This window comes from Oleiagrimonas sp. MCCC 1A03011, assembly GCF_003267965.1.
Lineage (GTDB): Bacteria > Pseudomonadota > Gammaproteobacteria > Xanthomonadales > Rhodanobacteraceae > Oleiagrimonas > Oleiagrimonas citrea.
The window spans coordinates 723,311-747,758 of record NZ_MSPY01000001.1; the positions used below are offsets into that span (position 1 = coordinate 723,311).

Genomic DNA, 24,448 nt, shown 5'->3' on the forward strand with positions numbered 1-24,448 from the left:
TGATTCCTTAAAGCTCCAGCGTCTGGGGCTGCTGCGCGGCATGCGGGTGCTCGGCGCCGCCGTACACCTTCAGCTTGCGATACATCGCGCGGCCCAGCGGATTCTTGGGCAGCATGCCCTTCACGCCGATCTCGATGACGCGCTCGGGGTGCTTGGCCAGCATGTCCTGCAGGGACATATGCTTCATGTTGCCGACATAGCCGGTGAAACGGTGATAGGTCTTGTCACCCATCTTCCTGCCGGTCACGGCCACTTTTTCCGCGTTGATCACGACGATGTAATCGCCGGTATCGACGTGCGGAGTGAACTCCGGCTTGTGCTTGCCGCGCAGGCGGCGAGCGACTTCGGAGCAGAGCCGACCAAGCGTCTTGCCCGTGGCGTCGACCACAAACCAGTCGCGTTTGACGCTCTCGGACTTGGCGCTGAACGTATTCATCTCGAAATACCCGTCTAGCCGCCCTGTAGGGCGGACCGCAATGGTGAAACGAAAGGCGCGAAAGAATAGCCGAATCCGGCACTCCGCGCAAGCCGGTCGATCAACCGACCGTGCGTAAGAGGGCGATGATAGCATGAATCGCATGTTTGACGACCCCCTTACAGGATCAGCATCCACGCCTCTGGCACGCATCGCCGAACTCGCCGATCAATGCGTGATGTGCGGCCTGTGCCTGCCGCACTGTCCGACCTACGCGCTGGACGCCACCGAAGCCGAATCGCCGCGCGGCCGCATCCGACTGGCCCGCGCGCTGGCCGACGGCTCGCTGACCGGTGACCTGAACCCGGTTCGCGAATATCTCGACCACTGCCTGAGTTGCGGACAATGCGAACGCGCATGCCCGTCGCAGGTCCGTTATGGGGAGCTTCTGGTCCAGACCCGCGCGATCATCGGGCCGGCACCGCAACGACCGACACGTCTGCTCGACATCGTATCGCATCCACGCCTGGCGACTCCGTTGATTCGACTTGCGCGCGTGTTGCGCGCACCGCAATGGATGCCGGCCCTACTTGAACGCGTTCACAGCGGAACTGCCACGAGCATGCGCGCGGCGCTGCGCATGCTCGGATCAAGCCCATCACGCGGCGCGGCAGCGAGATCCGACACGCGACCTGCGCCGACACCCGAGCGCCCGCGCGTCGGCCTGTTTCCGGGCTGTATGGCCTCCGAACAGGAGGCCGCTGCCCTGAAGGCGGTCGAACGTCTGCTTGATGCAGCGGGCTTTGCCGTACAGCACCTTCCCGTCCGCTGCTGTGGCGCCATGGACCGGCACGACGGCCTTCCCGCGCGCGCTACCCGAGCCGCGCGCGCCACGGAAAAGGACTGGCGTCACGCGGATTCTCCCGAGACCGTATTGACGATCACGTCCGGTTGCCTGGACACCCTGCGGCACGATCTTCCGGCAACCCGTGTCGAAGACGCACTGGACTTTCTGGCGCGACACGCTGATCGACTGCGCTTCCGCCCGCTCGCCCTGCGTGCGGCACTGCACGTGCCCTGCACACGAGGCAGCGAATCGACGGGCGAGGACGCGGCGCTCAGGCTGCTGCGCCGCGTGCCCGAACTCGACGTGCAGGTCCTGCCGACCGCCCCGGGCTGCTGCGGCGCGGCCGGCAGCCATGCGCTCACCTTCCCCGCGCGCGCCGAGCGCCTGCGCGCGATCAAGCTCGAACAGATCGATGACTTGGCAGTCGACCGTCTGTTGTCGTCCAATATCGGCTGCCGCCTGCACCTGGCCGCCGGCAATCCCGCGTTGCCGACCGAGCACCCGCTCACCCTGCTGGAACGCCAACTGGAATCCGCATGAACGCACGCACCCTGACACCGCTCGACCGTTTCTTCATCGGTATCGAAAACGCACTCGAAGCCGTCGCGGGCCAGCCCGACGCCCAACGCCCATCGCCAGCACAGGCGCACCCCGACGTCGAAATGGAAGACGCCGATCGCCGCCATGCCGCCGGCCTGATGCGCATCAACCACACCGGTGAAGTCTGCGCACAGGCGCTATACAAGGGACAGGCGCTGCTGGCTCGTGACGACGAGACTCGCGAACATCTGCTGCAAGCGGCCGTGGAAGAAACCGACCACCTGGCCTGGTGCGCGGATCGTCTACGCGAACTGGACAGTCGTCCGAGCCTGCTCAACCCGCTGTGGTTCGTCGGCAGCATGGCCATCGGCGCGGCCGCGGCCGCGGTCAACGACCGTGTCAGCCTGGGCTTCGTGGTCGAGACCGAACGACAGGTCGAAGCGCACCTGGCCGAACACATCGAACGCCTGCCCGCCGAGGACGAACGCTCGCGCGCGGTGCTCAGACAGATGCAGGAAGACGAGATTCGCCATGCCGACAACGCCCTCGCGCGCGGCGGCATCGAACTGCCGGCGCCAATCCCGACGCTGATGGCGTTGACCTCGAAGGTGATGAAGGCGGTCGCCTACCGGATCTGACCAAGCGGTGGCCCTGGATGCAGCGCTCGCCCTTTCTTCGGCGCGCATGCGGTGCTTGAGTCGGCCGGGTCCCGGTGTTCGCCGGGATGACGACTACGCGAGATCGCAGTGACCCAAGATCACGACGACGACCACCCAGGATCACGCCCCCTCTTGAATGAAGGCCATGCGGATGCCGGCTTTCCAAGAAGCTGGCCGTCCAGGATGGCGACCAAGAGCGATGACGGCCATGCGTGATGATGCTCGCGTGATGACAGTCCGGCCATGGGGCCGCTCGGATGGTGAGCAACGGAATGGCGCGCGCCCCGCTTCCGCCGGGTCATGCCGCGCGAGAACGGTCGCGCGAGCACCGGGGTGTTCAGATGGTCCGCGCTCCGACGGCGCCCATGAGCCGGCCGCGGAAGTAGGCGCGATGGGCGAGCGCGAGCATGGCGTGATCCTCGGCGGTATCGCCGTAGGCATGGATCTCGCCGAAGCTCGACAGATCCCAGGCCGCCCGTACGCGCCGCGCTTTTTCCTCGCCCACGCACTGGGCGCCCTCGTAGCGGCCGGTGACGAGGCGGTCGACCACCTGCAGGCGTGAACAGATCACGGGCAACCCGTGTTGCGCGCACCAGGGCTGCAGGTAGACATCCAGCGCGCCGGAGACCACGGCCACCACGTCGCCGCGGCGGCGATGATCGTCCAGGCGCTGCATCATGCGCATATCCAGCCGCGTCGGTAACACGTTCCGCGCGAAGGCTTCGCCCGCCGCGCGCAGCGCGTTCGCCGGCAGGCCGCGGAATCCAAAACGCACGACCTCGGCGCGGATGCGGCTGCCGGACACCCAGCCGGCCTTGTAGCCGGCATACATCGGCCCGAACCAGAGACCGCCCAGGTAACGACGCCACGACGGAGTGGCCGCGCGCATGAAATCGGCGAAGGTCTCGCGAACGGTCAGCGTGCCGTCGAAGTCGAACAGCGCCAGGTCCGGCGTTTCCGGTGGTCGGTCGATAGGCATGTCGAGGCATTCGCCGATGTGAAAACGGCCCGCGTCGTGCGGACCGTCTCGTCACATCAGGTTGCGGCCGTGGAACAGCTCTTCGATCTCGCGGCGCACCAGCAGCTCGATGCGCTTGCGATCCTTGAAGGACAGCTCCTCGGAATGCGCCTCGAACAGGTAGGTATCGAGGTCGAAGTCCTTGATGTGCATTTTCGTGTGGAACATGTTTTCCTGATACACGTTCACATCGAACATCTCGTACTTCTGGCGAATGTGCCGCGCCAGATAGTCCTGGATCGAGTTGATCTTGTGGTCGATGTAGTGCTTCTTGCCCTTCACGTCGCGGGTGAAGCCGCGCACGCGGTAGTCCATGATGACAATGTCGGACTCGAAGCTGTCGATCAGGTAGTTCAGCGCCTTCAGCGGCGAGATGACGCCGCAGGTGGCCACGTCGATGTCCGCACGGAAGGTCGCGATGCCGTTGTGCGGATGCGTTTCCGGATAGGTGTGGACGGTGATGTGGCTCTTGTCCAGATGCGCCACGGCGCCGGAGATCGAGTCCTTGCCGAGCTTCTCGACCACCGGCTCCTCGGAGATGAGGATGGTGACGGAGGCGCCCTGCGGGTCGTAGTCCTGGCGTGCGATGTTGAGCACGTTGGCGCCGATGATGTCGGCCACATCCGTCAGGATCTGCGTCAACCGGTCGGCGTCATAGGCTTCGTCGATGTACTCGATATAGCGCTGCCGCTGCTCCTCGGAGACGGCATAGCAGACATCATAAATATTGAAGCTCAGGGCCTTGGTAAGGTTGTTGAAGCCCTGGAGCCGAAGACGCGGAAGCGGTTTCACCACGGCTACCCTCCGGAATGCTCGGGTCGGCTCTGGCGCAGAGGTCACCGGCAAAATGAGATCAGCGGTCGGAAGGGATCACTGCAAGAATGCCCTTGCCCGCCGCGCGGAACGCAGCGCGACGACAGAAGCGCCGGCGCCGGAATTCGCAATTATGCGGCATGCCTGCGGGGATTTGAAGAGATGCAAGCATCCTGTTCCCCGCTCCAGACAGGTCGTGGGAAGGCACAAATGCGAACGCATGTTCATCCGTGCGAAATGGCTTCCGATTTGGCTTAGGCGCACAAGTCATAAATAGCTATAGTATGGGGATGCATGCCGGTTCCGCGTAGGGGGAGTTCCCGCGGGACCCGTTGACTGTCGCTGACGGAAGTACATCGTGGCCCAACTAAAATACCTGCTACAGCAGCAATTCGTCCGCCATCACGCGCCCGGGGGGCTCGGTCCCGACCCGCAATCGATGGAGCGCTTTCTGGCGCACTGCCATCGTCGTCGCTATCCGAAGAAGACTGCCATCGTCCGCCCGGGCGACCCGGCCAACACGCTGTACTACATCATCGACGGTTCGGTGACGGTGTGCAGCGAGGACGAGAACGGGCGTGAACTGATCCTGGCCTATATCAACCGCGGCCAGTTCATCGGCGAAATGGGTCTGTTCGTCGATCAGTCGGAGCGCGAATCGCTGGTGCGCACGCGCACCACCTGCGAGCTGGCCGAAATCAGCTACGAACGCCTGTTCCAGCTGTTCGAGAGCACGCTGAAGGACGAATGTCCGAAACTGCTGTTCGCGATCGGCTTCCAGCTGACCAACCGACTGCTGCGCACCTCGCGTCAGGTCAGCCGCATGGCGTTCATGGACGTCACCAACCGCGTCGCGCGCACCCTGCTGGACCTGTGCGACGAGCCAGATGCGATGACGCATCCGGATGGCACCCAGATCCGCATCTCGCGCCAGGAAGTGAGCCGTATCGTCGGCTGCTCGCGCGAGATGGTCGGCCGTGTCCTCAAGCAGCTCGAGGAGCAGGGCATGATCGACGTCTCCGGCAAGACTATCGTGGTGCGCGGCACGCGCTGACCCCGAGAAACACACCGCGCCGCACGGATGCGGCCGGCACGAGCGCAAGGCTCAGTGCCAGTGTACGCGAGTGACGCTACGACCCAGCTCCCGCTCGACCCGCTTGCACCACTTTGGCGAAGCATTGACCAGCACCGCCTCCGCCGCTTCGCGCAGCATCGGCAGATCGTAGGCCGAATCGCCGTACGCCACGGCCCAGGGCGGCTCGACGCCGGCCCCCTTCAACGACTCGATCTTGCGCACCCCGACGTTGTGCAGCTGCACGCGCATGCCCAGGCGACCACTTCGCAGGCGCGATGCCAGAATCGTAAGATCGCGCAGACCGAGCTCGTCGAAGATGCTGCGCACCAGGGTCTCTTCGCACCCCGTCACCACGATGACCCGATCACCGTCGCTCAGATGCTGCCGCAGCCGCGTGAGCGCCGGGCGGTGGAAACGGCGCGGCTGACGCACCAGCTCGATGCCGAAATCCCGCGCCAAGCGACGATAGCCGTCCTCGCGCAGACCGCACAGCACGGCGAAGATCAATGCCTTGACGGCCCAGCGCCGGGTGAACGGCAGCGTCGGCAGCAGCGGCACGCACAGACCGAGGCCCAGCCACTTGCGCCAACGTCGGCGTTCCAGGCGCGCGCGCACGAACGCCGCGAAGGCATCGCCGCGCAGCACCACGCCATCGAAATCGAACAGCACGACGCGCGATGCCGGAGCAGCCTCGGCCCCAGCGTCCGCTTCCCTTTCTGCACGCATCGTCGTCAGCTGAAGAACAGCCGCTTCAATTCCGCACCCGGGTCCTCGGCGCGCATGAATGCCTCACCGACCAGGAATCCCTCGATGCCGGCCTCGCGCATCCGCTCGACGTCCTCCGGCGAACGGATGCCGCTCTCGGTGACCAGCACGCGGTCGTAGGGCACGTAGTCGCGCAAGTCCATCGAGGTGTCGAGCGAGGTCTTGAACGTACGCAGGTTGCGGTTGTTGACGCCGATCAGCGACGCCGGCACTGCCAACGCGCGATCCAGCTCGTCGAGGTCGTGCACTTCCACCAGCACGTCCATGTTCAACTGCGCAGCCAGCAGGGTCAGTTCCAGCAGCGCATCGTCCTCCAGCGCCGCGACAATCAGCAAAATGCAATCGGCGCCGATCGTGCGCGCCTCGTACACCTGGTACGGCGCAACGATGAAATCCTTGCGCAACACCGGAAGACTGCAGGCATCGCGTGCCGCTTTCAGGAAGGCCTCGCTGCCCTGGAAGAAATCCTTGTCGGTCAGCACCGAAAGACACGCCGCACCCGCCTCGGCATAAGCCTTGGCGATCCGGGCCGGATCGAAGTCGTCGCGGATCACGCCCTTGCTCGGACTGGCCTTCTTGACCTCGGCGATCACCGCCGGATCGCCGGCGTCGATGCGCGCTTCCATCGCTGCAGCGAAGCCGCGCGTCTCGGGCAGGTCCGCACAGCGTGCAGCCAGCTCCTTCAACGGCAGCTGGGCTTCGCGCTCGGCGATTTCCTCGGTCTTGCGGGCGAGAATGCGATGAAGGATGTCAGACATGGTCGAAACGGGGAATGGAGGAAGGTCGACTCGGCTCGCATCTTAACGGCAAACGCCGCCGATGTTGCACCCCCGCGTCAATCGCCCGCCAGACGCTTTGTCGCGGCCACGAAATCGAGCATCTTGCGCTCGGCCGCGCCGCTCTCGATGGCCTCGCGCGCGGAGTGAATGCCGCTGTCGATGCTGTCGGCGCTACCGGCCGTATACAGCGCCGCACCGGCATTCAACTGCACGATGTCGCGGGCCACGCCCGGCGTGCCGGCCAGCACCTCGCGCACCATGCGCATCGATTCCTCGGCATTATCCACGCGCAGGTTGCGGCTGGACGCCATCGCCAGACCGTATTCCTCCGGTTCGATCTCGTACTCGCGAACCACGCCGTCGCGCAACTCGCCGACCTTGGTGGTCGCACCCAGCGAAATCTCGTCCAGGCCGTCGCGGCCGTACACCACCAGCGCACGCCATACTCCCAAGCGTTCAAGCACGCGCACCTGGATACCGACCAGATCCTCGTGAAACACGCCCATCAGGATGTTCGGCGCGCCAGCCGGATTGGTCAGCGGACCGAGGATGTTGAACAGCGTGCGCACGCCCATTTCCTTGCGCACCGGCGCGACGACCTTCATCGCCGGATGATGGTTCGGGGCGTACATGAAGCCGATGCCGGTCTCGTCCAGACAGTCCGCGACCTGCTTCGGCGTCAGGTCGATGCGCGCACCCAGCGATTCCAGCAGGTCCGCGCTGCCCGACTTCGACGACACGCTGCGGCCGCCGTGCTTGGCCACCTTGGCGCCCGCCGCCGCGGCGACGAACATCGCCGTGGTGGAGATGTTGAAACTCGACGCACCGTCGCCGCCGGTACCGACGATGTCGACCAGGTGCTCGGTGCCGCGCGCCGGGACCGGCGTCGACAGCTCGCGCATCACGCGCGCCGCGCCGGTGATCTCGCCGATGGTTTCCTTCTTCACCCGAAGACCGGTCAGGATCGCCGCGGTCATCAAGGGACTGACCTTGCCGCCCATGATCTCGCGCATCAACTCGATCATCTCGTCGTGGAAGATTTCGCGATGCTCGATGGTGCGCTGCAACGCCTCGTGCGGGGTGAAAGCCATGAAAGCGACTCCGTGTACGTATTTGTGTCAGGCTGCCTTGGGCAGCGGCAAACCGAGGAAATTGCGCAGCAGATCATGCCCCTGACGGGTCAGGATCGACTCCGGGTGGAACTGCACGCCCTCGACCGGCAGCGTCTTGTGCCGGAGACCCATGATCTCGTCCAGGCTGCCATCGGGGTTTTCGGTCCAGGCCGTGATCTCCAGACAGTCCGGCACCGAATCCGGCGCCACCACCAGCGAATGGTAGCGCGTGGCCTCCAGCGGGTCCGGCAGCCCGGCGAACACGCCCTGGCCGCGGTGGCGCACCGGCGAGGTCTTGCCGTGCATGATCTGCTTGGCACGCACTACTTCCCCGCCGTAGATCTGGCCGATGGACTGATGGCCCAGGCACACGCCGAAGATCGGAATCTCCGCGCCAAGCTGCTCGATCGCCGCCAGCGACACGCCGGCGTCGTCGGGTGTACCCGGCCCGGGCGAGATCATGATGCGCGAGGGCTTGAGCGCGCGGATGCCGTCGACATCGAGCGCATCGTTGCGCACCACCTTCACCGGCTGGCCCAGCTCGCCCAGGTACTGCACCAGGTTCCAGGTGAAACTGTCGTAGTTGTCGATCATCAACAGCACGGAGCATGTCCTCGATGGAGCGGCACGGGCGCCGCCAGGGCGCCCTATTGTGACGGCCGCATGCGCCGCCGTCACCTGACGACTGGTCATGAGCGCTACATGTGTACCGCCAGCTTGATCCAGGCCGTGCGGCCCGGCTCGTTCACTCGCACCGTATTGACGTAACCGGCCAATTCCACCGACGACGCGTTGATGTGCTCCGCGTAGGTGCGGTTGAACAGGTTGTCGATGCCCGCGCTGAGCGTCAGTGCATCGTCGAGGCGAACGCCGCCGTTGAGCGAGAACACGGCAAAACCGGGCGTCGGACCGAGATCCTGGCCGACGATGTTGCCCTCGCCCACCGCCACGCGGTGCTGCGCGACCACGCCGCGCCACAGCCCGCCGACCGACCATTTCCCGGTGTCGTAGGTCAGGCCCAGCTTCAGATCCAGCGGCGGCATCTGCGGTAGCGGACGATGCTCGGTGCGGTTTGCACCCCAGGCATAGGCCAGCGTGGCATCGACTTTCCAGCGCTTCGTCAGCGCATGGGTGACTCCGGCCTCGCCGCCGGCGATGCGTGCGTCGACATTGCGCACTGCGCCCGTGCTCATGCCCGTCGGGTAATGGATCAGGATGAAATCCACGATCGCGCCGTAGTAGCCGGAGACCCACGCCTTGGTACGTGCATCGCGATATTGCAGGCCGATGTCGAGCTGGGTGGTGCGTTCCGGGCGCGTGTGCAGGAAGGCGCTCCGCGACGTGTCGACGTGCTGGCCGAACAGTTCCCAGTAATCCGGGAAGCGCTCGACATGGCCGATGCCGGCATAGAAGGTAGCGGGCGCAGAGGCCAGATCGCGCTCGTAGCGGACGAAGCCCGACGGCAGCGTGTCGCTGCGGCTGGCCGCGACCGTGGGCGTGGCATCCATCATCATGCCCATACCGCCGCTCATGGCCGTGCTCGAGGTCATGCCAGCCATGCCGGACGACATGCCATCGGCCTTCAGGTGATAACCGTGCGCATGCGCGCGGTCCAGACGCGCACCGGAAATCAGTCGCTGCCGCTCCGTCAGGTCCCAGTGCAGCTCGGCGAACGCCCCGGCCGTCTCGATGCGGGCATCGCGGACTCGCGGCAGCTCCTTGTAGTAGTTCATGCTGCCCGGCGGGCCGCCGTTGCGCGCGCTGTGCACATTGCCGGAACCATCGAAGCCGGCCGTCAGACGCACGTCGTCACTCCACTCGAAAGTGCCGGCCAGGCGACCACCGACCGTGCGCCGATCGACATTGCTGGCCATGGCCATCGGCATCCGGCTGTTCGGGTCGGGATGGCGCAGCGTGAAGTTGTCCATCACGTGATCGGCGTAGTTGGTGTATACGCGGGCATTCAGCTTGGTGAAATGCGTGCCCAGATGCTTCTGCACCACATGCAGTGCCGCGCTCTTGCGCAGAAACTGTGCGCCGTCCATGCCGCTGAACGCATACGCGGCCTGACCATTGCCGCGACCGGCCGACAGCTCCACGCGGGTGTCGTCGCTGGGCGTCCAGCCGAGTGTGGTGTCGACGTTCCAGCGCTCGTAGCGGCTGTGCACACGATGCCCGGAGCCGTCCTCGTAGTCGCCGGCGCGCGTGTGATTGGCGGCCACTTCTAGATAGCCTTGCGGCGTGCCGGCGCGCAGGTCGACCATCTGATCGTTGCGCCCGCGCGTGCCGCCCAGCAGGCTGCCGTCGAACGACCAGCCGGATTCGTCGTAGCGCTCATGCTCGCGCTGGAAAAGCACCGTGCCAGCCGAGTTGCCGGGACCGTAGAGCACAGTTTCCGGCCCCTTGATGATGGTCACCTTGTCGTACAGCTCGGGCGCGATGTAGGCCGTCGGCGGGTCCATGCGCGACGGACAGCCGCCGGCGATCTGGCCGCCGTCGACGAGAATGTTCAGGCGCGAACCGACCATGCCGCGCAGCACCGGATCGCCGTTGCTGCCGCCCTTGCGGATGGTGTCGAAGCCGGGAACGGTCTTCAGCAGGTCCGCGCCGTCGCTGGCCGGCACCGGCTGGTGCGCCGCCTTCGGATCGAGGGTCACGGTCAGCGGCGCATCCTGCATCGGTGCGGTCACGACCACCGGCTGCAGCGCCTGGGCCCGATCGGTTTTGGCATCGTGCTTGTGCGACGCAGGCTGCGAAGGCGCTGCCGAGACGGCAAGAGGAAAAGTCAGGGCCAGCGCAATACCGGCCGCGAGAGTACGGCGCGCGCAGGCACGCCCTTCCGGGGAAAGAGGAAACATGGATTCATCCTGCAAACAATACGCATCGCCGCGCACGGCCGTCGGCCCTGCGCGGTGTGGAGACAGCAATCAGGCCTGCGCCTGCGGCGGTCCCCGAGGATGCGAAGCAAGGATGGAATACGGCGTGTCGACGAGCGGTGCCGGACCGGCTGGCGGCAGCGGCGGCAGCGGCGCGGCCAGCACGAGTGCCGGCGGCACACCCACCTGCAGCGGAATGTGGCAGAACAGGCTGCAGTACGCGCAAGCATCCAGCGGCGCGCCATGCGGCGTGCCGTGTCCTTCGGATGCCGTGTGGCCGACCGTCGGACCGCAGTCCGCGGCCATCGTCATCGGCGGCATGAGCACCCGCGAAACCACGGGCGCGACCGCAGTCAGGACGAGCGCGGACAGGCACAGCCAAGCCAGCACACGGAATTGTCGGCGCGAGAAGATCAAGCAGCGAACCCCGGAAAGCCACATGCCGCAGTCACGTGCGGCGACAGAAGGATCGCACGCCTCGGTTTCGTTCGCCTGTGACATCGTGTCGCGAAAACAGGCTAGCGCGACTCCGCTGCGGTGCGCAGTTCGTCCCAAAGCTCGCTGCGACGCCAGATGCGACGATCGCCCTGTTCGGCTTCGTGCACCAACGCCAACAGCCGCGCATTGGCCGGTGCGGGCATTCCTTGTCGCGAGGCCAGACGGACCACCTCACCGTTGATGTGCTCGATTTCGGTGCGCCGGCCCGCGGCCAGGTCTTCCCAGGTCGAGGAACGCGCCAACGGATCGATCGCCAGCAGGCGCTGCGCCAGCAAGCCGAACACGGCATCCGGCGCACGCAACAGCGTGGGCAACCAGCGCGCCGGCAACGGCGTCAGGCGCGCGGGGCGGATACCCGCCGCCTTCAGCGCGCGCAGCGCCTCGTCCTGCAGCAACGCCAGGCATCTGCGGTAGTCGCGCAGCGCCAGCTCCTCGCGCAACGGCAAGTCCGACAGCGCGTTGACGCCATTGTTGAGATTGAGCAGCAGCTTGGCCCACTGCACTTCGCGCATGTCATCGCGCAGTTCCAGCGGCAGACCACAGGCTGCAAAGGTCGCCGCGAACGGCGCCAGCGCGGCATGCCGCTCGGCCATGAGCGTGCCAGCCGAGGCGCGATGCAGCCGGCCGTGTCCACGGTGCAACACATTGAAAGGCACCATGCCAGCCAGGACCGTGCACTTCGGCAGCGCCTCGCGCAGCACAGGCACGTTCTGCAGGCCGTTCTGCAGACTGAGCACCACGGCGCTCTCGCGCAGCACGGGCGCTAGCGCCTGCGCCACCGCGGGCGTGTCGTCGGACTTGACCGTGATCAGCACCAGTTCCGCGGTGCGCGCGACCGTGATGTCGGTGACGTAGTCCAGATCCTGCGGCAAGCGTTCGACGCGCCCGCCATCCAGATCGGTCAGACGCATGCCATGTTCGGCAATCACGGCGCGCACGCGCTCGCGTCCCACCAACCGCACCCGCGTCTGCATGCCCAGATGACCGCCCACGAAGCAGCCGATGCTGCCAGCGCCGATCACGGCAATCTCGGGATGCGGCTCGTTCATGGCTTGCGCGCTCGTACCGGGTGCCGACAGCCTAGCGTACCTGTGTGCGTGGCGGCGCCGAGCCCGCCGTCACTTGCCCTGCGTGACCCGTTCGCGACGCGCCTCGTAGGCCCTCACGTGCAAATGCGCGGCGCGCAGCACCGGATAATTGCCCTCGCCGCCGCGACGCAGCAGATCGCCGAGGATATGATCGCCCTCGGTGCGGCTGCCGCTCTCGACATCGCGCAGCATCGACGCCATCAGCACCGAGTCGACGTCCGTGATGATCCGGCGCACCCGCTGCGTGGCTTCCTCGCCCGGTGGATATCCGCACTGCTTGGCGATAGCGGCGCATTCGTCCCAGAGCTTCAGCGCCAGATCCCCGGCGCCGGCCGCAATGATGTCGCCGACCGAAGCGCGCATCAGGCAGGTGATGCCGGCGAGGTTGGCGATCAGCACCCACTTCTCCCACATTTCCTGGCGGATGTTTTCGCTCAACCGCACGTCGAAGCCGGCGTCGTCGAGCACCTTCAGCACGGCCGGCTCGGACGACGTGGCCTGCGGATCCAGTTCGCCGAAGACCAGTTTGTGGGCAGGCGCAAAATGCTGGATCCGCCCCTCCGCATCGAGCGCGGCGGAAATCAGGCACAGACCGCCCAGCACCGCTTCGTGGCCGAACCGCTCGCGTAGCACCTCCAGATGCCGCATTCCATTCAGCAGCGGCAGAATGCGCGTATGCGGACCGACCGCCGGTGCGAACGCGTCCATGGCGCTGTCGAGATCGTAAGCCTTGCAGCTGAGCAGAATCAGATCGAACGGCGCATCCAGCGCATCGGCTGTCACCGTCGGCGGCGCGGGCAGATCAAGATGGCCCACGGGGCTGCGCACATGCAGCCCGCGTTCGGCCAGCAGCGCGGCGCGGCGCGGTCGTACCAGAAAGGTCACATCGCGCCCCGCGGCCAGCAGCCGGCTGCCGAAATAGCCACCCGTCCCGCCGGCACCGAGGACCAGAATTCGCATTGCACAGTCTCCAAGCGTTCGCATTCGCGCACACCATACCGCGACCGGCCCTGTCGTGGACGCCGCCGGACAGCATCGGCGCTTTGTCGGACAATAGGCGCATGCCCCGTGTGCTGCGCCCGCTCCTGCTGCTGTCCCTCGCCCTGCTGCTGAGCGGCTGCTACTACCTGCACCTGGCCACCGGCGAGACCCGCCTGCTGATGCGCCGCGAACCCATCCGCAAGGTGCTCGACGCTCCCGGCACCGACCCGGCGCTGAAAGCCCGCCTGCGGCTGGCGCTGCGCGCCCGCGCGTTCGCCTCCGACCGCCTCGACCTGCCGCGCAACCGCAGCTACACGCTGTACGCCGACATCGGTCGACCGTTCGTGATGTACAACGTCTTCGCCACGCCGCCGCTGTCGATGCGACCGATCACGCACTGTTTCCCGATCGCCGGCTGCGTGGCCTACCGCGGCTACTACAAGAAGACACGCGCCGAAGCCGAAGCCGGGCGCCTGCGCGCCAAGGGCGACGACGTCTACATCGGCGGCGTGCCCGCCTATTCCACGCTCGGCCACTTCGCCGACCCGATTCTGTCGAGCATGAACCGCTGGAGCGACGACGAGCTGGTCGGCACGATCTTCCACGAACTGGCGCACCAGAAGCTGTACGTGAAGGGCGACACCGCCTTCAACGAGGCCTTCGCCACCTTCGTGCAACGCGAGGGTCTGCGGCAGTGGCACGCTGCCGAGCATCTGGCGCCGTCCGATCCCGGCGCGACGCAGCGCGCGGAGCGTTTCACCCGACTTCTTCTGAGAACGCGCGAACAACTGGTGAAACTGTACGCCAGCGACCGCAGCGATGCCGAGAAGCGACGCCTGAAAAAGGCGGCCTTCACCGAACTGCGCACGCGCTACCGCACACTGCGCGCTGGCCCGTGGCGCGATCACGCCGACTACGACGCCTGGATGGCACAACCGCTGAACAACGCCGCGCTACTGCCGTTCGCGCTCTACGATCGCGACGTGCCTGCCTTTGCCACGCTGTTCGCGCAGGTGCACGGCGACTGGCCCGCGTTCTTCGCCGCCGTGCGGGCGCTTTCGAAACTGCCCGCAGCGCAGCGCCACGCGAAACTGGACGCACTGCGCACACATTCTTGAGTTAAGCCTCGAAAGGCTCTCTCGGCGTGCGACGCACGCATTCCCTCCGGGAATCATCCGAGCGAACACCGGGACCCCGCGACTTCGCATGCCGCCGGCGAGAAAATCGCCGGACTCCAACTTTCAGCGACATCCATCCCGACGAATGCTGCGCCGATGCACCAAGTGCAGACCGCGGCGACGATTACTATCGCGGCCCGTCCTGCGCCACGTAGTGCCGTTCCGCCGTGCGCGGATCGAAGTACACCGCCGTGATGACGCCGGTCTCGGGATCGACGAAGCGCTCGCCGGTGTCCTGCCAGTGCGCCTCGATGCGCTTCGGACCGATGCGCTTGTAGCGCCAGCTCTCGAACGCCACGCCCGCGCCCAGCACCAGCGCGCCGTAGAGCAGCCACGGCAGCGCGTGCAATCCCTGGCTGGTCAACAACACGCCCAGCGCACCGAGCAGGCACAGCACGCCGAGCGTCAGCAGGACGGTGCGCAGCATGGTCGTGTCCTCAGGCGTCGGGCTCGAGCACCACGGCGGTGCCGTAGGCGACGATCTCGCTCATGGTCTGGCCGATTTCCGAAGAGTCGTAGCGCATCATCACCACCGCGTTCGCGCCCATCGCCGAGGCGTTGGTGACCAGACGATCCAGCGCATGCCGGCGCGCCTCTTCCAGCAGCGAGGTGTACTCGTGGATCTCGCCGCCGACCAGCGAGCGCAGGCCGGCCATGACGTTGCCGCCGATACCGCGGCTGCGGACCACCACGCCGAACACTTGCCCCTTCACTTCGCGCACCCGTTTGCCGGGGACGTTTTCCGTAGTAACTACCAGCACGTTAGTATCCTCACGAATGTTTTAGAAAACCACTACCCGATGCGCCTCTTTGAATTAGCCTCGTAATTCGCACCAGTAATTGGTCCAGAATAATATTCCTCCTCAAGGAACTTAAGTGTAGACCTTAACATTTTTGGGTCATTAGGAATAACTAACTTATCAATCTCATCCACAGACCTAACTTCTAGATCTAGATTGAATGCAGCAGCCTTTTCCTTCAGTTCATTAGGAGAAAACCTCTCAAGAACCTTGGAATCCAGGATGTATGCTATGCGTGTTCGTACCCATTGCCCGGCTCGCTCTTTTAGCGAATCTACATCTTCAATAAAAACGCTATCCTCAGCCCCCAAATTATCAATATCTGCTTCTGTAGCCTCTCTGTAATACTCCGAAATATCAATAATCTGCTTTAACCACCATAAACTCTTGAAATACAGCCCACTATCTTTATAAACAGCATGGCAGTGATCATCGATCACCAAACCAGGGGCATCAAGTTTAACGAATGAGTCCCTACTAAGAACAACATTTAGAAGCGATTTGCTTAACCGCCGCCCCTTGGGTATTACCTGGAAGATCAGCCTTTCTCCGCCACGCTCGCTTGCAATCAAGCAATATATACTTCCAATAATCTCTTCATCATTGGGTAGAACCGCCCAACCCACCGCGTTTTGTGTTGGATCAAAAATAAAGTCCGGCAAATCAAACGGTCTTATTCTGAGAACCTCAGAATCATCAGGATGGAAATTTTCGCGCTCGAAAGGAACAACCTCTAATCCATCGTCATCGATATGATGCGAAATTGTTTCAAAATGCTCATCTAATTCCCGCTGTAACGCCCGATCTAGATTCAGACGATACGTAGCCATCCTATCCCCACCAACTAAAACAAAAAAATCCATCTTCAACCCCTCCCTTTCGACAAATCTAACAACAAATAGCTGGATATCTTACCTGCCTCGTCAACTTGCTTTACATCCGTTACATCCTTATCAGACAAGAGCAAGTAAGAAACACCACTACTACATTTAACTTCATAGAAATGATAGCCAAACACGGTTAGTAGTGGATTAAATGTGAAGGCATGCGCTGCTGATAAAACGAAAGCAAGAAGTACAACTAGGAACGCTAACGTTGATACGCTAACAGCGTGCTCAGGCGCAATAAACGGAAAAAGATACGTAACTATGTAGCCAACAACTTCGCTATCGACGGCCTTGACCTCAACAACTTTAAAGCTCACTGCTGTAAGGCGCGCCGCACTTTCCTTTAATACCAGATAGCAAATCAAAGCAACCATGATGGCGCAGAAGGCCACCAACAGCTGGTCCCGATCGAAGCCTTGATGCCCATAGTTAGCAATTACCCATGTAATCGCAACAGGCGACAACGAAGCACAGGCAAATAAGAATCTAGCTAGCCGACTAAGCATAGTTAGCCCTCCATGGACGGAGTTTGAGCCTACCTGACTAAATACTCAAACCCTGAGACTACCCAAACCAATTGATTTTCAAAGCCCTTCGGCCGCCTGCGCCACTGCGCGGAACAGGGCGCGGCCCTTGTTCATGGTCTCTTCCCACTCGGCCGCGGGATCGGAGTCGTAGACGATGCCGGCGCCGGCCTGCACGTGCAGGCGGCCGTCGTGGATGACGGCGGTGCGGATGGCGATGGCGGTGTCGGCATCACCCCACCAGCCGATCCAGCCGATGGCGCCGGCGTAGATGTTGCGCTTGTACGGTTCCAGTTCCTGGATGATCTCCAGCGCGCGGATCTTCGGCGCGCCGCTGAGCGTGCCGGCCGGGAACGCGGCCTTGAGCACATCCATGTAGCCGATACCGTCGCGCACCGTGCCCTGGACTTCCGAGACGATATGCATGACGTGCGAATAGCGCTCGATGCTGAAGGCGTCGGACACCTGCACACTGCCGTCGACGCTGACGCGGCCGACGTCGTTGCGGCCCAGGTCGATCAGCATGACGTGCTCGGCGCGCTCCTTGGGATCGGCCAGCAGTTCGGCTTCCAGCGCCTTGTCCTCTTCGTCCGTGGCGCCGCGCTTGCGCGTGCCGGCCAACGGGCGCACCACGACCTTGCCGTCCTTGAGCCGCGCCAGGATCTCAGGCGAGGAGCCGACGATCTGCGTCGCGCCAAGGTCCAGAAAATACATGTACGGCGACGGATTGAGCGCGCGCAGCGCGCGGTAGACGTCGACCGGACGCGCATGGAACGGCACCGACAGCCGCTGCGAAGGCACCACCTGGAAGATGTCGCCGGCGCGGATGTATTCCTTGGCCTGCTCGACCATGGCCTCGAACTCGGCGCGCGTGAACGAGGACTTGAAGTCGCTCTCGGCCAGCGGTTCGGGATGCAGGTTCTCCGGATAGGTCGAGCCGGAGTGGCGCAGGCGGAAGGTCAGCTCCTCCAGCCGCCGCTGCGCGCGCGCCCAGGCCTGCGGCTGCGACGGGTCGGCGTGCACGATTAGGTACAGACGCCCTTTCAAGCTGTCGAACACCGCCAGCTCCTCGGCCAGCATCAGCAACACGTCGGGCGTGCCCAGCTCGTCCGGGCGATCCCACTGCGCCAGGCGCGGTTCGATGTAGCCGATGGTCTCGAAGCCGAAGTAGCCGACCAGGCCGCCGGTGAAGGCCGGCAAGTCTGGCAGGCGCGGCACGTCGTAACTGGTACGCAGCGCCTCGATCTCGGCCAGCGGATCGTCCAGCTCACGGGTCTCGACCACTTCGCCGAAATCCTCGACCTCCAGCGTGTTCGCGCGCAGCTTGAACACGCGCTTGGCCGGCAGACCGATGATGGAATAGCGCCCCCAATTCTCGCCGCCCTCGACCGACTCGAACAGGAAGGTGTACGGGCCGTCGGCCAGCTTTTGGTACACCGACAGCGGCGTATCCAGATCGGAAAGTACCTCGCGCACCACCGGGATGCGGTTGTAGCCGGCGTCGGCGAGCGCGTTGAATTTGTCCTGGGTGATCACGGGCATGGCATGACTGGGCAAGGGATCGCGGCAAGATAGCAGGCCGCGCCGGTGCGGGGACAGCAGCAGGCGGCATAAGCCGCGCCGCCGGCCGCATCCGCGCTTCCGCTACAAAGACTGCGGAAGCGCGGTCCCGCGTCAGATCCTCACCAGCGCCACAGCGCATCCTCGTTGCCGATGGTGAAGAAGCCGCCACCGAGGTTCATCAAGGGCGTCCAACGATAGCGGTTGTGGCCGCCGCAGCCCTCGCCGTCCGTGACATCCAGCAGATCGTAGGTGTCGCTGGTCAGCCGGCGGTCGAAGCACTGCCCGAGGCTGTTGTCGTAATGGACGTGCTGGGCGCCAGTCCACGGCGACACGCTGGCCAGATTGCCCGATGCATCGAAGTTGTACTGCACCGAAGGCGTCACCTCGTTGTGCAGATGATCGCTGAACACCACATGCTGGCCCTGCTGGCTGCGCCGCGTGCGGTCGAAGGACTGATCGACCTGCATCGCCAGCCGCTCCAGCCCGTCGCTACCGACGTAGTCGTTGTAGTCGAAGTACAGCGGGAAGGCGATCTCGCGTGTAGTGACGTGCGCCGGGCCGAGGCCGTCAACGCGCGTGGTCACATGCACTTTGGTGTGCTGATCCAGCGTCTGCCGGAACTGCGTGTCGGAGATGGTGAAGTCCTGCACGCTGGAGAAATCGACTTTCTGATGGACCTGCGTGTCGACGCGGCCGCGCGAAGTCATCACGTAGCCCGCCACACTGAAATCACGCGTCGAGTTGGTGCTGACGCGCGTCTGCGTATCGCTCAGCGTCTCGATGTCGTCCTGCTGCGCCGGATCGGCTTCGAGTGTGTTGCGCGTCAGCGCGCCAGTCACGACCTTGCGCGCCGGGTCGCGGTAGATCAGCAAATTCGCGGCCATCGAAAAATGGTTGCCGGTGTTGGTCACGCCCAGGGTGACGGCATGCGGCTGACCGTCGTCCAGCTGCGCCGCGAACGGCGTCAGGTTGACCCGGAACGGACGGAAATCCAGCGTCTGCACACCCGGTATCGGACGCCACAGCGCAGGACTGACGCCGCCGGTGTAGATCCACGGATACACTGGTGCCACGCCGGCCGGCTGGCCGTCGATGTAGACCATCGTCTGGCGGAAGCCGGAGCCGCCACAGGAATACAGCTTGTCGGCCACGGCATCCGGCACGCAGAACTGCCAGAACTCGTCCGAGGCCTGACTCTGCGCATACACGTCCATGTAGATCGCCACCATGTTGCGCGGCAGGTCCAGCGTGCGCCCGACCTGCGGCGTGCCGGGACTGACCGACATGGTGTCGCCGTCCGGGTTCGACGACAGCGGCACGATCATGTCCGGCACCCGCGGTGCCGGTCCGGGATAGAACACCAATTTCGCACTGCCGTGAATGACGCCCGTGTAGGTGCCGTTGACGACGTTGCCGAGGATAGTGCGGCCCGATTGCGGGTGACGCAGCAGTGCGCTGTAGTCGGTCAGGTCACGCTGGACCTGCCAGTGCGGACTGATGTTCGAGGACGGCTCCTGCGTGGTGCCGAAGTACACGTTGACACCGCCCAGCCAGAGGCTCGCGGTGCGGTCGAACTGGCGACCGGCGGTGACCGACCAGTCCATCACCAGCACCACGCGTGCCCACGGTCCGCGGCAGCGCGCGGGCGGCGCGTAGTCGAAAGTCTTGGGCGTGAAGTTGGCGAACTGCACATCGGAAAACAGCGGCACCACGCACGGCCGCGTCGGCGGCGTCGGCACGTCGGGCAGCGCGGTGACCGCACCGGTTTCGCCCAGCGGCGGCGAGGATGACACGTCTGACGACGCACCGGCGGCGCAGACCGCACCAGCCAGACCAAAGGAAAACAGCAACACCGCTGCCGTGCGCAGCGGACCGGACAGACACAGCCTCATGGCGATCCCTCCATGTGTCGAAGCGCGCGCCCGCGCATGCGCCGATCGTTTCGACGACATGTCGACACGCGAGATGCGAGACCGCCCCTGTTCAGTCTCCCCTGCGGCGCAGCATGGACGTCCATACGGATGCGATGCCGCGACCAGTCTTCGATCCTACTGCAAGCGTGGCGCGATCGACGTGAAGCCGCCGAGATTTCTGCGTCAGGACAGCCGTTCGCGCGGCATGCCGCGCAGACGCATCGTGAACGCCACGCCGCTTCCGTCGTCGAGATTGCGCGCTTCGGCGCGGCCCTGATGGCGCTCGACGATCAGACGCACCACGTACAGACCGAGACCCAGATGCGTGGCCCCCTCGTGCCCGCGGTCCTCGCGTACGCTGACCAGCGAATCGAACAGGCGGTCCTGCATCGACGCCGGCAACGGTGGACCCTGGTTGGCCATCTCCAGCAACGCCTCGTCGCCCTCGACACGCAGACCGAGACGAATCCAGCCGTCCTCCGGCGTGAACGACACGGCATTGCCGAACAGCTTGTCCAGCGCCTGGGCGATCAGCTCCGGCGCGCCATGCAGCGTCACCGGCGCATCCGGCAGTTCCAGCTCGATGCGGCGCGGCGCGGCCAGCTCACGGTAGCCCTCGGCGCAACCGCGCACGACCTCGCGCAGATCGAAGGTCTCGGCCTCGGCTGCTTCGATCGCGCGCTCCATGCGGCTGGCCTCGCTCATCGCACGCACCAGCGATCCCATCCGGGTGACGCCGTCGCGGGCGCGCTGCAAATAAGGCCGCGCGTGCTCGGGCAGGCCGGCGTGTTCGAGGTTGTCCAGCGATGACTTCACGATCGCCAGCGGCGTGTTGAGTTCGTGCGAGAGCTTGGAAGCCAGCGTGCGCAGGTAGTCGGTGTAACCAGCCACCGCCTGGGTCAGACGTTCGAAGCTGCGCGCCAGATCGCCCAATTCGTCGGTGTCGTCGTGCGACGGGAACGCGCCCGAATGACGCCCGTCGCGCGCCTGCGCCCGCTCGGCGGCGTCGCGCAGGCGACCCAGACGCATGCTCAGGCGCGTGGCGAAGCCGAACAGCACCAGCCCGGCCGCCAGCAGCACGCCGAGACTGGCCAGCAGCAGCGCGAACAGCGCGCGGTTGGCCAGCAGCGGCACGGCCAGACTGGCCTGATCGAGCTGCAACGCGCCGCGCAGCACGCCATGGGCGTCGCGCACCGGCACGGTAACGCTGAGGATCACGCTGCCGCGCTGTTCGCCCAGCGTCCACGAGATCGCCTCCTTGCCGGCCAGCGCCTCGCGCACCTGCGGCGTGTCCAGGCGCGGTGCGTCCTGGGTCCACGGCTGCGCCGCATCGAACGGCGCGGCGATCAGCAAGCGGTAGATGGTGTAGGCCAGCCAGCCCGGACGTCGATGCGGGTCCTCGTGCGTGCGCAGCGAGCCGGCCGTCGCCAGCAGCCACGCGTGCGGACCGAGCAAACGCGCCTGCACGCCGTCCGGCGCCAGCTGCGCCAGTTCCGCCGACAGTGAACGCGAATAGCTGAGCAGCGGCCGCACCGGCTCGGTCAGATCGGCCGTGGCGGCATCGGCGTCGTGCACGCTCAGACCCAGGCCATTCACGCCCAGCGAGCGCGGCAAGCGCAGCTCGATGCGATAGCCGCTGCCATCGTCCTGCCACTGGCCGTTGACGTGGTCGGGGAAGCCATCGTCGCGGCAATCGTTCAATGCCGGCGCGGAGAATCCGCCTGGCGCGGCGCTGGCGATCAGATAGGTGCACAGCAATCGTCCGCGCGCCAGCGTCAGCAGCACATGATCGGCGCGCATCGCGTCCGGCGCATCGGCGTCGCGGCGCGTGCGCGTGGTGTCGCGGATCGACGCGAACAGGTACAGCCAGGCGTCGTCGTGCGCCAGCATCAGGCGGCCGCGGTCGCCCAGCGGCTGCGCCCATGGCGTCATCGGTCCCCAGTCGTCGCCGTAGCCGTCGACGGTGATCGCATCGACCGGACGCTGCACGTACCAGCCGCTGCTCTTCGGCAATGCCGCACCGACCACCACCAGCGAACGCGCCAGCGCATGCGCCGAAGCCGCCAGTGCCTGCGCCTGCCCGCGCCGCAGCAACGTCTCCATCTGTCGCACATAGAGCAACCCCACCAGCGGCAGCACCAGCGTACACAGGGCGACCAGAAGCAGTTTGCGGCGCAAAGTCATGCGGGAGGGTTCCGTCGCGCGATCACATCGCTCACCAGCTTACTTCTTCCCGGACTCGGCCGGCGGCGGACCGGAAGCGGGGTCGTAGCGCAGGTACCGCGAATGCGCGACCACCTGCGCGAACGCGTTCAGCGTTGCGGCACGCTGCGGGTTCTTTTCACCGATGCTGATCGACCAGCTGTAATGGATGCCGGTGCGCTGGCCCGGATCGCAGAACATCACGGCATCCTCGACACCGTCGCTGCCGTGGTAACGCACGCCGGAACAGGTCACGCCCCTGGGCGTCGGCATCGACAGCGCGGCGATGGTCGCTTTCGGATCGCGTCGCCGATACTCATCCCGGTCCTTGTCCAGATCCTGCTCGAGGGTCTGGCCGTGCGAAAGCCAGACGTTCAGCACCATCACGCCCTCGGGCTTGCCGGTCCAGTCCCCGCGATAGATCACCATCGGCACGCCGACCCAGCGCGCATGATCGCAGCAGTCCGCCGTCCAGCCCGACGGCACATCGGTAACGATGGACCAGCCGGGCCACTTGTCCCCGGCCCGACCATAGGCCACGGCGGACTTTCCGGATGCGGGCGCCGCCTGTGCAGAAACGGCGCACAAACCCAGCAGCAGTGCAAAACCGAGTCGAATCGCGCGCGGCGCCGCGCTCAAGGTTTCCATCGGTAACCGACGCCGTGCACGGTCTCGATGGCATCGAAGTCCGGCGCGATGGCGACGAACTTCTTGCGGATGCGCTTGATGTGCGAGGTGATGGTCGCGTCGTCGACCACCAGTTCGGCCTCGCGCATCAGCTGGTCACGGTTTTTCACATGGCCAGGGAAGCGCACCAGCGTGTGCACCATCCAGAACTCGGTCACGGTCAGCGGAATCTCCGCGTCGTTCCAGGTCACGCGCATGCGTTCGGATTCCAGCTTCAGCGGGCCGTGTTCGATCACCGTCTCGCTGGCCTCGGGTGTCTTCAGCGCCTCGATGCGGCGGAACAGCGCGCCGATGCGCGCGGCCAGGTGATGCAGGCTGGTGTCCTTGCTGAGGTAGTCGTCGGCGCCCAGGCGCAGACCGGAGATCACGTCGAAGTCCGAATCGCGCGCGGTCAGGAAGATGATCGGCAGCGTCGACGATTTTGCACGCAGTTCGCGGCACAGATCGAAGCCGCCCTCCGGTTCGTCGCCGAGGCCGATATCGATAATGACCAGCTCCGGAAGCCGCGTGCCGAACGCACTGGAGGCGTCGCGTCGCGACGGATAGCCACGCACTTCGTAGCCGAAGCGTGTCAATGCCTCGACGTAGTTGGCGCGGATGGACGGTTCGTCCTCGACGATGGCGATGCTGCGCCCCATGAGCGGGCTCCTTGCGAATGGATGATCGTTGGCTTGCAGCCTGCAACGGCGCGCGGCCCCGTGCAAGGCGCAAACCGCACCTGCCCGCATTCGGCCACATCTGGACCGCGGATTGCCCGCATCGCGTCCCCGCACGCGCCGCGCCGACGTCTTTCATGGATACCGAGGAAGCACACCGGAGATGCCCATGACCACCGCCACCGAAAACACCGACCTGCAACGCGGCATTGAACCGCTGCGCGTGATCCTGGCGATCGGCGCGCTGTTGCTGGGCCTGCTGGTCGGCCTGCTGTGATGAAACTTCAGGAGACGCCCATGAACCTGTTCGACGACTTTCTGCCGATTGCCGTGGAAGGCGCCGGCCCGACGGCGGCGGAAGGATGCGCCGCCGCCGTGGAACCGGTCGAGCCCGATCCGGACTGGCATCCGCTCTAGTACTCCCGCCCACCCCTGGGTGATTCCGATTGACCCCGCTCTTGCGGGGTCTTTTTTTGGACGTCCATACCGCACTGCCCGCAACACGCCACATCCGGCCCGCATTCGGTCCGATCGCGGTCGCCTGACAGACCCACGCGCGCCCTGCAATGGCA

Annotated in this window: 24 protein-coding genes; 4 read left to right on the forward strand and 20 right to left on the reverse strand. The window is 65.0% G+C overall.

From position 1 onward, the window contains the following. Nucleotides 1-7 precede the first annotated feature (7 nt). Nucleotides 8-436, reverse strand: coding sequence for a 50S ribosomal protein L13 (gene rplM / locus BTJ49_RS03275; RefSeq protein WP_113063894.1), 429 nt, complete (start codon nt 434-436; stop codon nt 8-10). A gap of 133 nt (nt 437-569) precedes the next feature. Between rplM and BTJ49_RS03280 the strand changes: the two genes are divergently transcribed. Next, nucleotides 570-1,802 (forward strand): (Fe-S)-binding protein, encoded by a 1,233-nt coding sequence (locus BTJ49_RS03280; RefSeq protein WP_240601707.1) that lies wholly within the window; start codon nt 570-572, stop codon nt 1,800-1,802. Further along, nucleotides 1,799-2,440: a 2-polyprenyl-3-methyl-6-methoxy-1,4-benzoquinone monooxygenase gene (gene coq7 / locus BTJ49_RS03285; RefSeq protein ID WP_113063896.1), complete on the forward strand. Its 642-nt coding sequence runs from the start codon at nt 1,799-1,801 to the stop codon at nt 2,438-2,440. Before BTJ49_RS03280 ends, coq7 begins: the two co-directional genes overlap by 4 nt. A 358-nt stretch (nt 2,441-2,798) precedes the next feature. Here the strand turns inward: coq7 and BTJ49_RS03290 are convergent, their stop codons facing one another. Together BTJ49_RS03290 and speD are read right to left on the reverse strand one after the other, a co-directional pair. Continuing rightward, nucleotides 2,799-3,440: an HAD-IB family phosphatase gene (locus BTJ49_RS03290; RefSeq protein WP_113063897.1), complete on the reverse strand. Its 642-nt coding sequence runs from the start codon at nt 3,438-3,440 to the stop codon at nt 2,799-2,801. 51 nt (nt 3,441-3,491) lie between these two features. After that, nucleotides 3,492-4,274, reverse strand: coding sequence for an adenosylmethionine decarboxylase (speD, locus tag BTJ49_RS03295; RefSeq protein ID WP_113063898.1), 783 nt, complete (start codon nt 4,272-4,274; stop codon nt 3,492-3,494). A gap of 457 nt (nt 4,275-4,731) precedes the next feature. Here speD and crp point away from each other — a divergent pair, with 457 nt between their 5' ends. After that, nucleotides 4,732-5,346: a cAMP-activated global transcriptional regulator CRP gene (gene crp, locus BTJ49_RS03300; RefSeq protein WP_193568481.1), complete on the forward strand. Its 615-nt coding sequence runs from the start codon at nt 4,732-4,734 to the stop codon at nt 5,344-5,346. A 51-nt stretch (nt 5,347-5,397) separates the two neighbouring features. Here the strand turns inward: crp and BTJ49_RS03305 are convergent, their stop codons facing one another. The 8 genes from BTJ49_RS03305 to panE all read right to left on the reverse strand — a co-directional run bounded on the left by BTJ49_RS03305 (nt 5,398) and on the right by panE (nt 13,445). Further along, nucleotides 5,398-6,093 carry a haloacid dehalogenase-like hydrolase gene (locus tag BTJ49_RS03305; RefSeq protein WP_113063900.1) on the reverse strand — a complete coding sequence of 232 codons (696 nt, stop codon included), beginning with the start codon at nt 6,091-6,093 and terminating at the stop codon, nt 5,398-5,400. Between the two features lie 5 nt (nt 6,094-6,098). Then, nucleotides 6,099-6,890 (reverse strand): indole-3-glycerol phosphate synthase TrpC, encoded by a 792-nt coding sequence (gene trpC / locus BTJ49_RS03310; RefSeq protein WP_113063901.1) that lies wholly within the window; start codon nt 6,888-6,890, stop codon nt 6,099-6,101. Between the two features lie 77 nt (nt 6,891-6,967). Beyond that, on the reverse strand, nt 6,968-8,002 hold the full coding sequence (gene trpD, locus BTJ49_RS03315; RefSeq protein ID WP_113063902.1) for an anthranilate phosphoribosyltransferase: 1,035 nt from the start codon (nt 8,000-8,002) through the stop codon (nt 6,968-6,970). Between the two features lie 27 nt (nt 8,003-8,029). Continuing rightward, on the reverse strand, nt 8,030-8,626 hold the full coding sequence (locus BTJ49_RS03320; protein WP_113063903.1) for an aminodeoxychorismate/anthranilate synthase component II: 597 nt from the start codon (nt 8,624-8,626) through the stop codon (nt 8,030-8,032). Nucleotides 8,627-8,721: 95 nt separating this feature from the next. Next, the gene (locus BTJ49_RS03325) at nt 8,722-10,881 is read right to left on the reverse strand and encodes a TonB-dependent copper receptor (protein WP_113063904.1); all 2,160 of its coding nucleotides are present in this window, start codon (nt 10,879-10,881) and stop codon (nt 8,722-8,724) included. A gap of 69 nt (nt 10,882-10,950) precedes the next feature. Continuing rightward, nucleotides 10,951-11,316 (reverse strand): DUF2946 family protein, encoded by a 366-nt coding sequence (locus BTJ49_RS03330; RefSeq protein ID WP_168184647.1) that lies wholly within the window; start codon nt 11,314-11,316, stop codon nt 10,951-10,953. Between the two features lie 101 nt (nt 11,317-11,417). Next, the gene (locus tag BTJ49_RS03335) at nt 11,418-12,446 is read right to left on the reverse strand and encodes a 2-dehydropantoate 2-reductase (RefSeq protein WP_113063906.1); all 1,029 of its coding nucleotides are present in this window, start codon (nt 12,444-12,446) and stop codon (nt 11,418-11,420) included. Nucleotides 12,447-12,515: 69 nt separating this feature from the next. Beyond that, nucleotides 12,516-13,445, reverse strand: a complete 930-nt coding sequence (gene panE / locus BTJ49_RS03340) for a 2-dehydropantoate 2-reductase (protein WP_113063907.1) — start codon at nt 13,443-13,445, stop codon at nt 12,516-12,518. A 101-nt stretch (nt 13,446-13,546) separates the two neighbouring features. Here panE and BTJ49_RS03345 point away from each other — a divergent pair, with 101 nt between their 5' ends. After that, on the forward strand, nt 13,547-14,584 hold the full coding sequence (locus BTJ49_RS03345) for an aminopeptidase (RefSeq protein WP_113064035.1): 1,038 nt from the start codon (nt 13,547-13,549) through the stop codon (nt 14,582-14,584). Nucleotides 14,585-14,771: 187 nt separating this feature from the next. On the opposite strand, the gene BTJ49_RS03350 is transcribed toward BTJ49_RS03345, so the two are convergent. From BTJ49_RS03350 to pdsR, 9 genes are all read right to left on the reverse strand, one after another. After that, entirely contained in the window at nt 14,772-15,071 is a 300-nt protein-coding gene (locus BTJ49_RS03350; RefSeq protein WP_113063908.1) for a hypothetical protein, read from the reverse strand. 10 nt (nt 15,072-15,081) lie between these two features. Next, nucleotides 15,082-15,405, reverse strand: a complete 324-nt coding sequence (locus BTJ49_RS03355) for a YbjQ family protein (protein WP_113063909.1) — start codon at nt 15,403-15,405, stop codon at nt 15,082-15,084. A gap of 32 nt (nt 15,406-15,437) precedes the next feature. Further along, nucleotides 15,438-16,307 carry a Kiwa anti-phage protein KwaB-like domain-containing protein gene (locus BTJ49_RS03360; protein WP_113063910.1) on the reverse strand — a complete coding sequence of 290 codons (870 nt, stop codon included), beginning with the start codon at nt 16,305-16,307 and terminating at the stop codon, nt 15,438-15,440. A gap of 2 nt (nt 16,308-16,309) precedes the next feature. Beyond that, entirely contained in the window at nt 16,310-16,837 is a 528-nt protein-coding gene (locus BTJ49_RS15415; RefSeq protein WP_146742252.1) for a hypothetical protein, read from the reverse strand. 78 nt (nt 16,838-16,915) lie between these two features. Further along, a complete protein-coding gene (trpE, locus tag BTJ49_RS03365; protein WP_113064036.1) occupies nt 16,916-18,391 on the reverse strand; it encodes an anthranilate synthase component I in 1,476 nt (491 codons plus the stop codon). Nucleotides 18,392-18,537: 146 nt separating this feature from the next. Next, the gene (locus BTJ49_RS03370; RefSeq protein ID WP_168184648.1) at nt 18,538-20,310 is read right to left on the reverse strand and encodes a peptide-N4-asparagine amidase; all 1,773 of its coding nucleotides are present in this window, start codon (nt 20,308-20,310) and stop codon (nt 18,538-18,540) included. Nucleotides 20,311-20,514: 204 nt separating this feature from the next. Further along, nucleotides 20,515-22,515 carry an ATP-binding protein gene (locus BTJ49_RS03375; protein ID WP_113063912.1) on the reverse strand — a complete coding sequence of 667 codons (2,001 nt, stop codon included), beginning with the start codon at nt 22,513-22,515 and terminating at the stop codon, nt 20,515-20,517. Nucleotides 22,516-22,554: 39 nt separating this feature from the next. Continuing rightward, nucleotides 22,555-23,181, reverse strand: a complete 627-nt coding sequence (locus BTJ49_RS03380; protein WP_113063913.1) for a hypothetical protein — start codon at nt 23,179-23,181, stop codon at nt 22,555-22,557. Then, nucleotides 23,169-23,858, reverse strand: coding sequence for a proteobacterial dedicated sortase system response regulator (gene pdsR / locus BTJ49_RS03385; protein ID WP_113063914.1), 690 nt, complete (start codon nt 23,856-23,858; stop codon nt 23,169-23,171). Before pdsR ends, BTJ49_RS03380 begins: the two co-directional genes overlap by 13 nt. Nucleotides 23,859-24,448 lie beyond the last annotated feature (590 nt).

Bases quoted from the DNA above. Each gene is read 5' to 3' on its own strand.
- rplM (WP_113063894.1), bottom strand. From the start codon at position 436: ATGAATACGTTCAGCGCCAAGTCCGAGAGCGTCAAACGCGACTGGTTT.
- BTJ49_RS03280 (WP_240601707.1), top strand. From the start codon at position 570: ATGAATCGCATGTTTGACGACCCCCTTACAGGATCAGCATCCACGCCT.
- coq7 (WP_113063896.1), top strand. From the start codon at position 1,799: ATGAACGCACGCACCCTGACACCGCTCGACCGTTTCTTCATCGGTATC.
- BTJ49_RS03290 (WP_113063897.1), bottom strand. From the start codon at position 3,440: ATGCCTATCGACCGACCACCGGAAACGCCGGACCTGGCGCTGTTCGAC.
- crp (WP_193568481.1), top strand. From the start codon at position 4,732: ATGGAGCGCTTTCTGGCGCACTGCCATCGTCGTCGCTATCCGAAGAAG.
- BTJ49_RS03305 (WP_113063900.1), bottom strand. From the start codon at position 6,093: ATGCGTGCAGAAAGGGAAGCGGACGCTGGGGCCGAGGCTGCTCCGGCA.
- trpC (WP_113063901.1), bottom strand. From the start codon at position 6,890: ATGTCTGACATCCTTCATCGCATTCTCGCCCGCAAGACCGAGGAAATC.
- trpD (WP_113063902.1), bottom strand. From the start codon at position 8,002: ATGGCTTTCACCCCGCACGAGGCGTTGCAGCGCACCATCGAGCATCGC.
- BTJ49_RS03325 (WP_113063904.1), bottom strand. From the start codon at position 10,881: ATGTTTCCTCTTTCCCCGGAAGGGCGTGCCTGCGCGCGCCGTACTCTC.
- BTJ49_RS03335 (WP_113063906.1), bottom strand. From the start codon at position 12,446: ATGAACGAGCCGCATCCCGAGATTGCCGTGATCGGCGCTGGCAGCATC.
- panE (WP_113063907.1), bottom strand. From the start codon at position 13,445: ATGCGAATTCTGGTCCTCGGTGCCGGCGGGACGGGTGGCTATTTCGGC.
- BTJ49_RS03345 (WP_113064035.1), top strand. From the start codon at position 13,547: ATGCCCCGTGTGCTGCGCCCGCTCCTGCTGCTGTCCCTCGCCCTGCTG.
- BTJ49_RS03350 (WP_113063908.1), bottom strand. From the start codon at position 15,071: ATGCTGCGCACCGTCCTGCTGACGCTCGGCGTGCTGTGCCTGCTCGGT.
- BTJ49_RS03360 (WP_113063910.1), bottom strand. From the start codon at position 16,307: ATGGATTTTTTTGTTTTAGTTGGTGGGGATAGGATGGCTACGTATCGT.
- BTJ49_RS15415 (WP_146742252.1), bottom strand. From the start codon at position 16,837: ATGCTTAGTCGGCTAGCTAGATTCTTATTTGCCTGTGCTTCGTTGTCG.
- BTJ49_RS03370 (WP_168184648.1), bottom strand. From the start codon at position 20,310: ATGAGGCTGTGTCTGTCCGGTCCGCTGCGCACGGCAGCGGTGTTGCTG.
- BTJ49_RS03375 (WP_113063912.1), bottom strand. From the start codon at position 22,515: ATGACTTTGCGCCGCAAACTGCTTCTGGTCGCCCTGTGTACGCTGGTG.
- BTJ49_RS03380 (WP_113063913.1), bottom strand. From the start codon at position 23,181: ATGGAAACCTTGAGCGCGGCGCCGCGCGCGATTCGACTCGGTTTTGCA.
- pdsR (WP_113063914.1), bottom strand. From the start codon at position 23,858: ATGGGGCGCAGCATCGCCATCGTCGAGGACGAACCGTCCATCCGCGCC.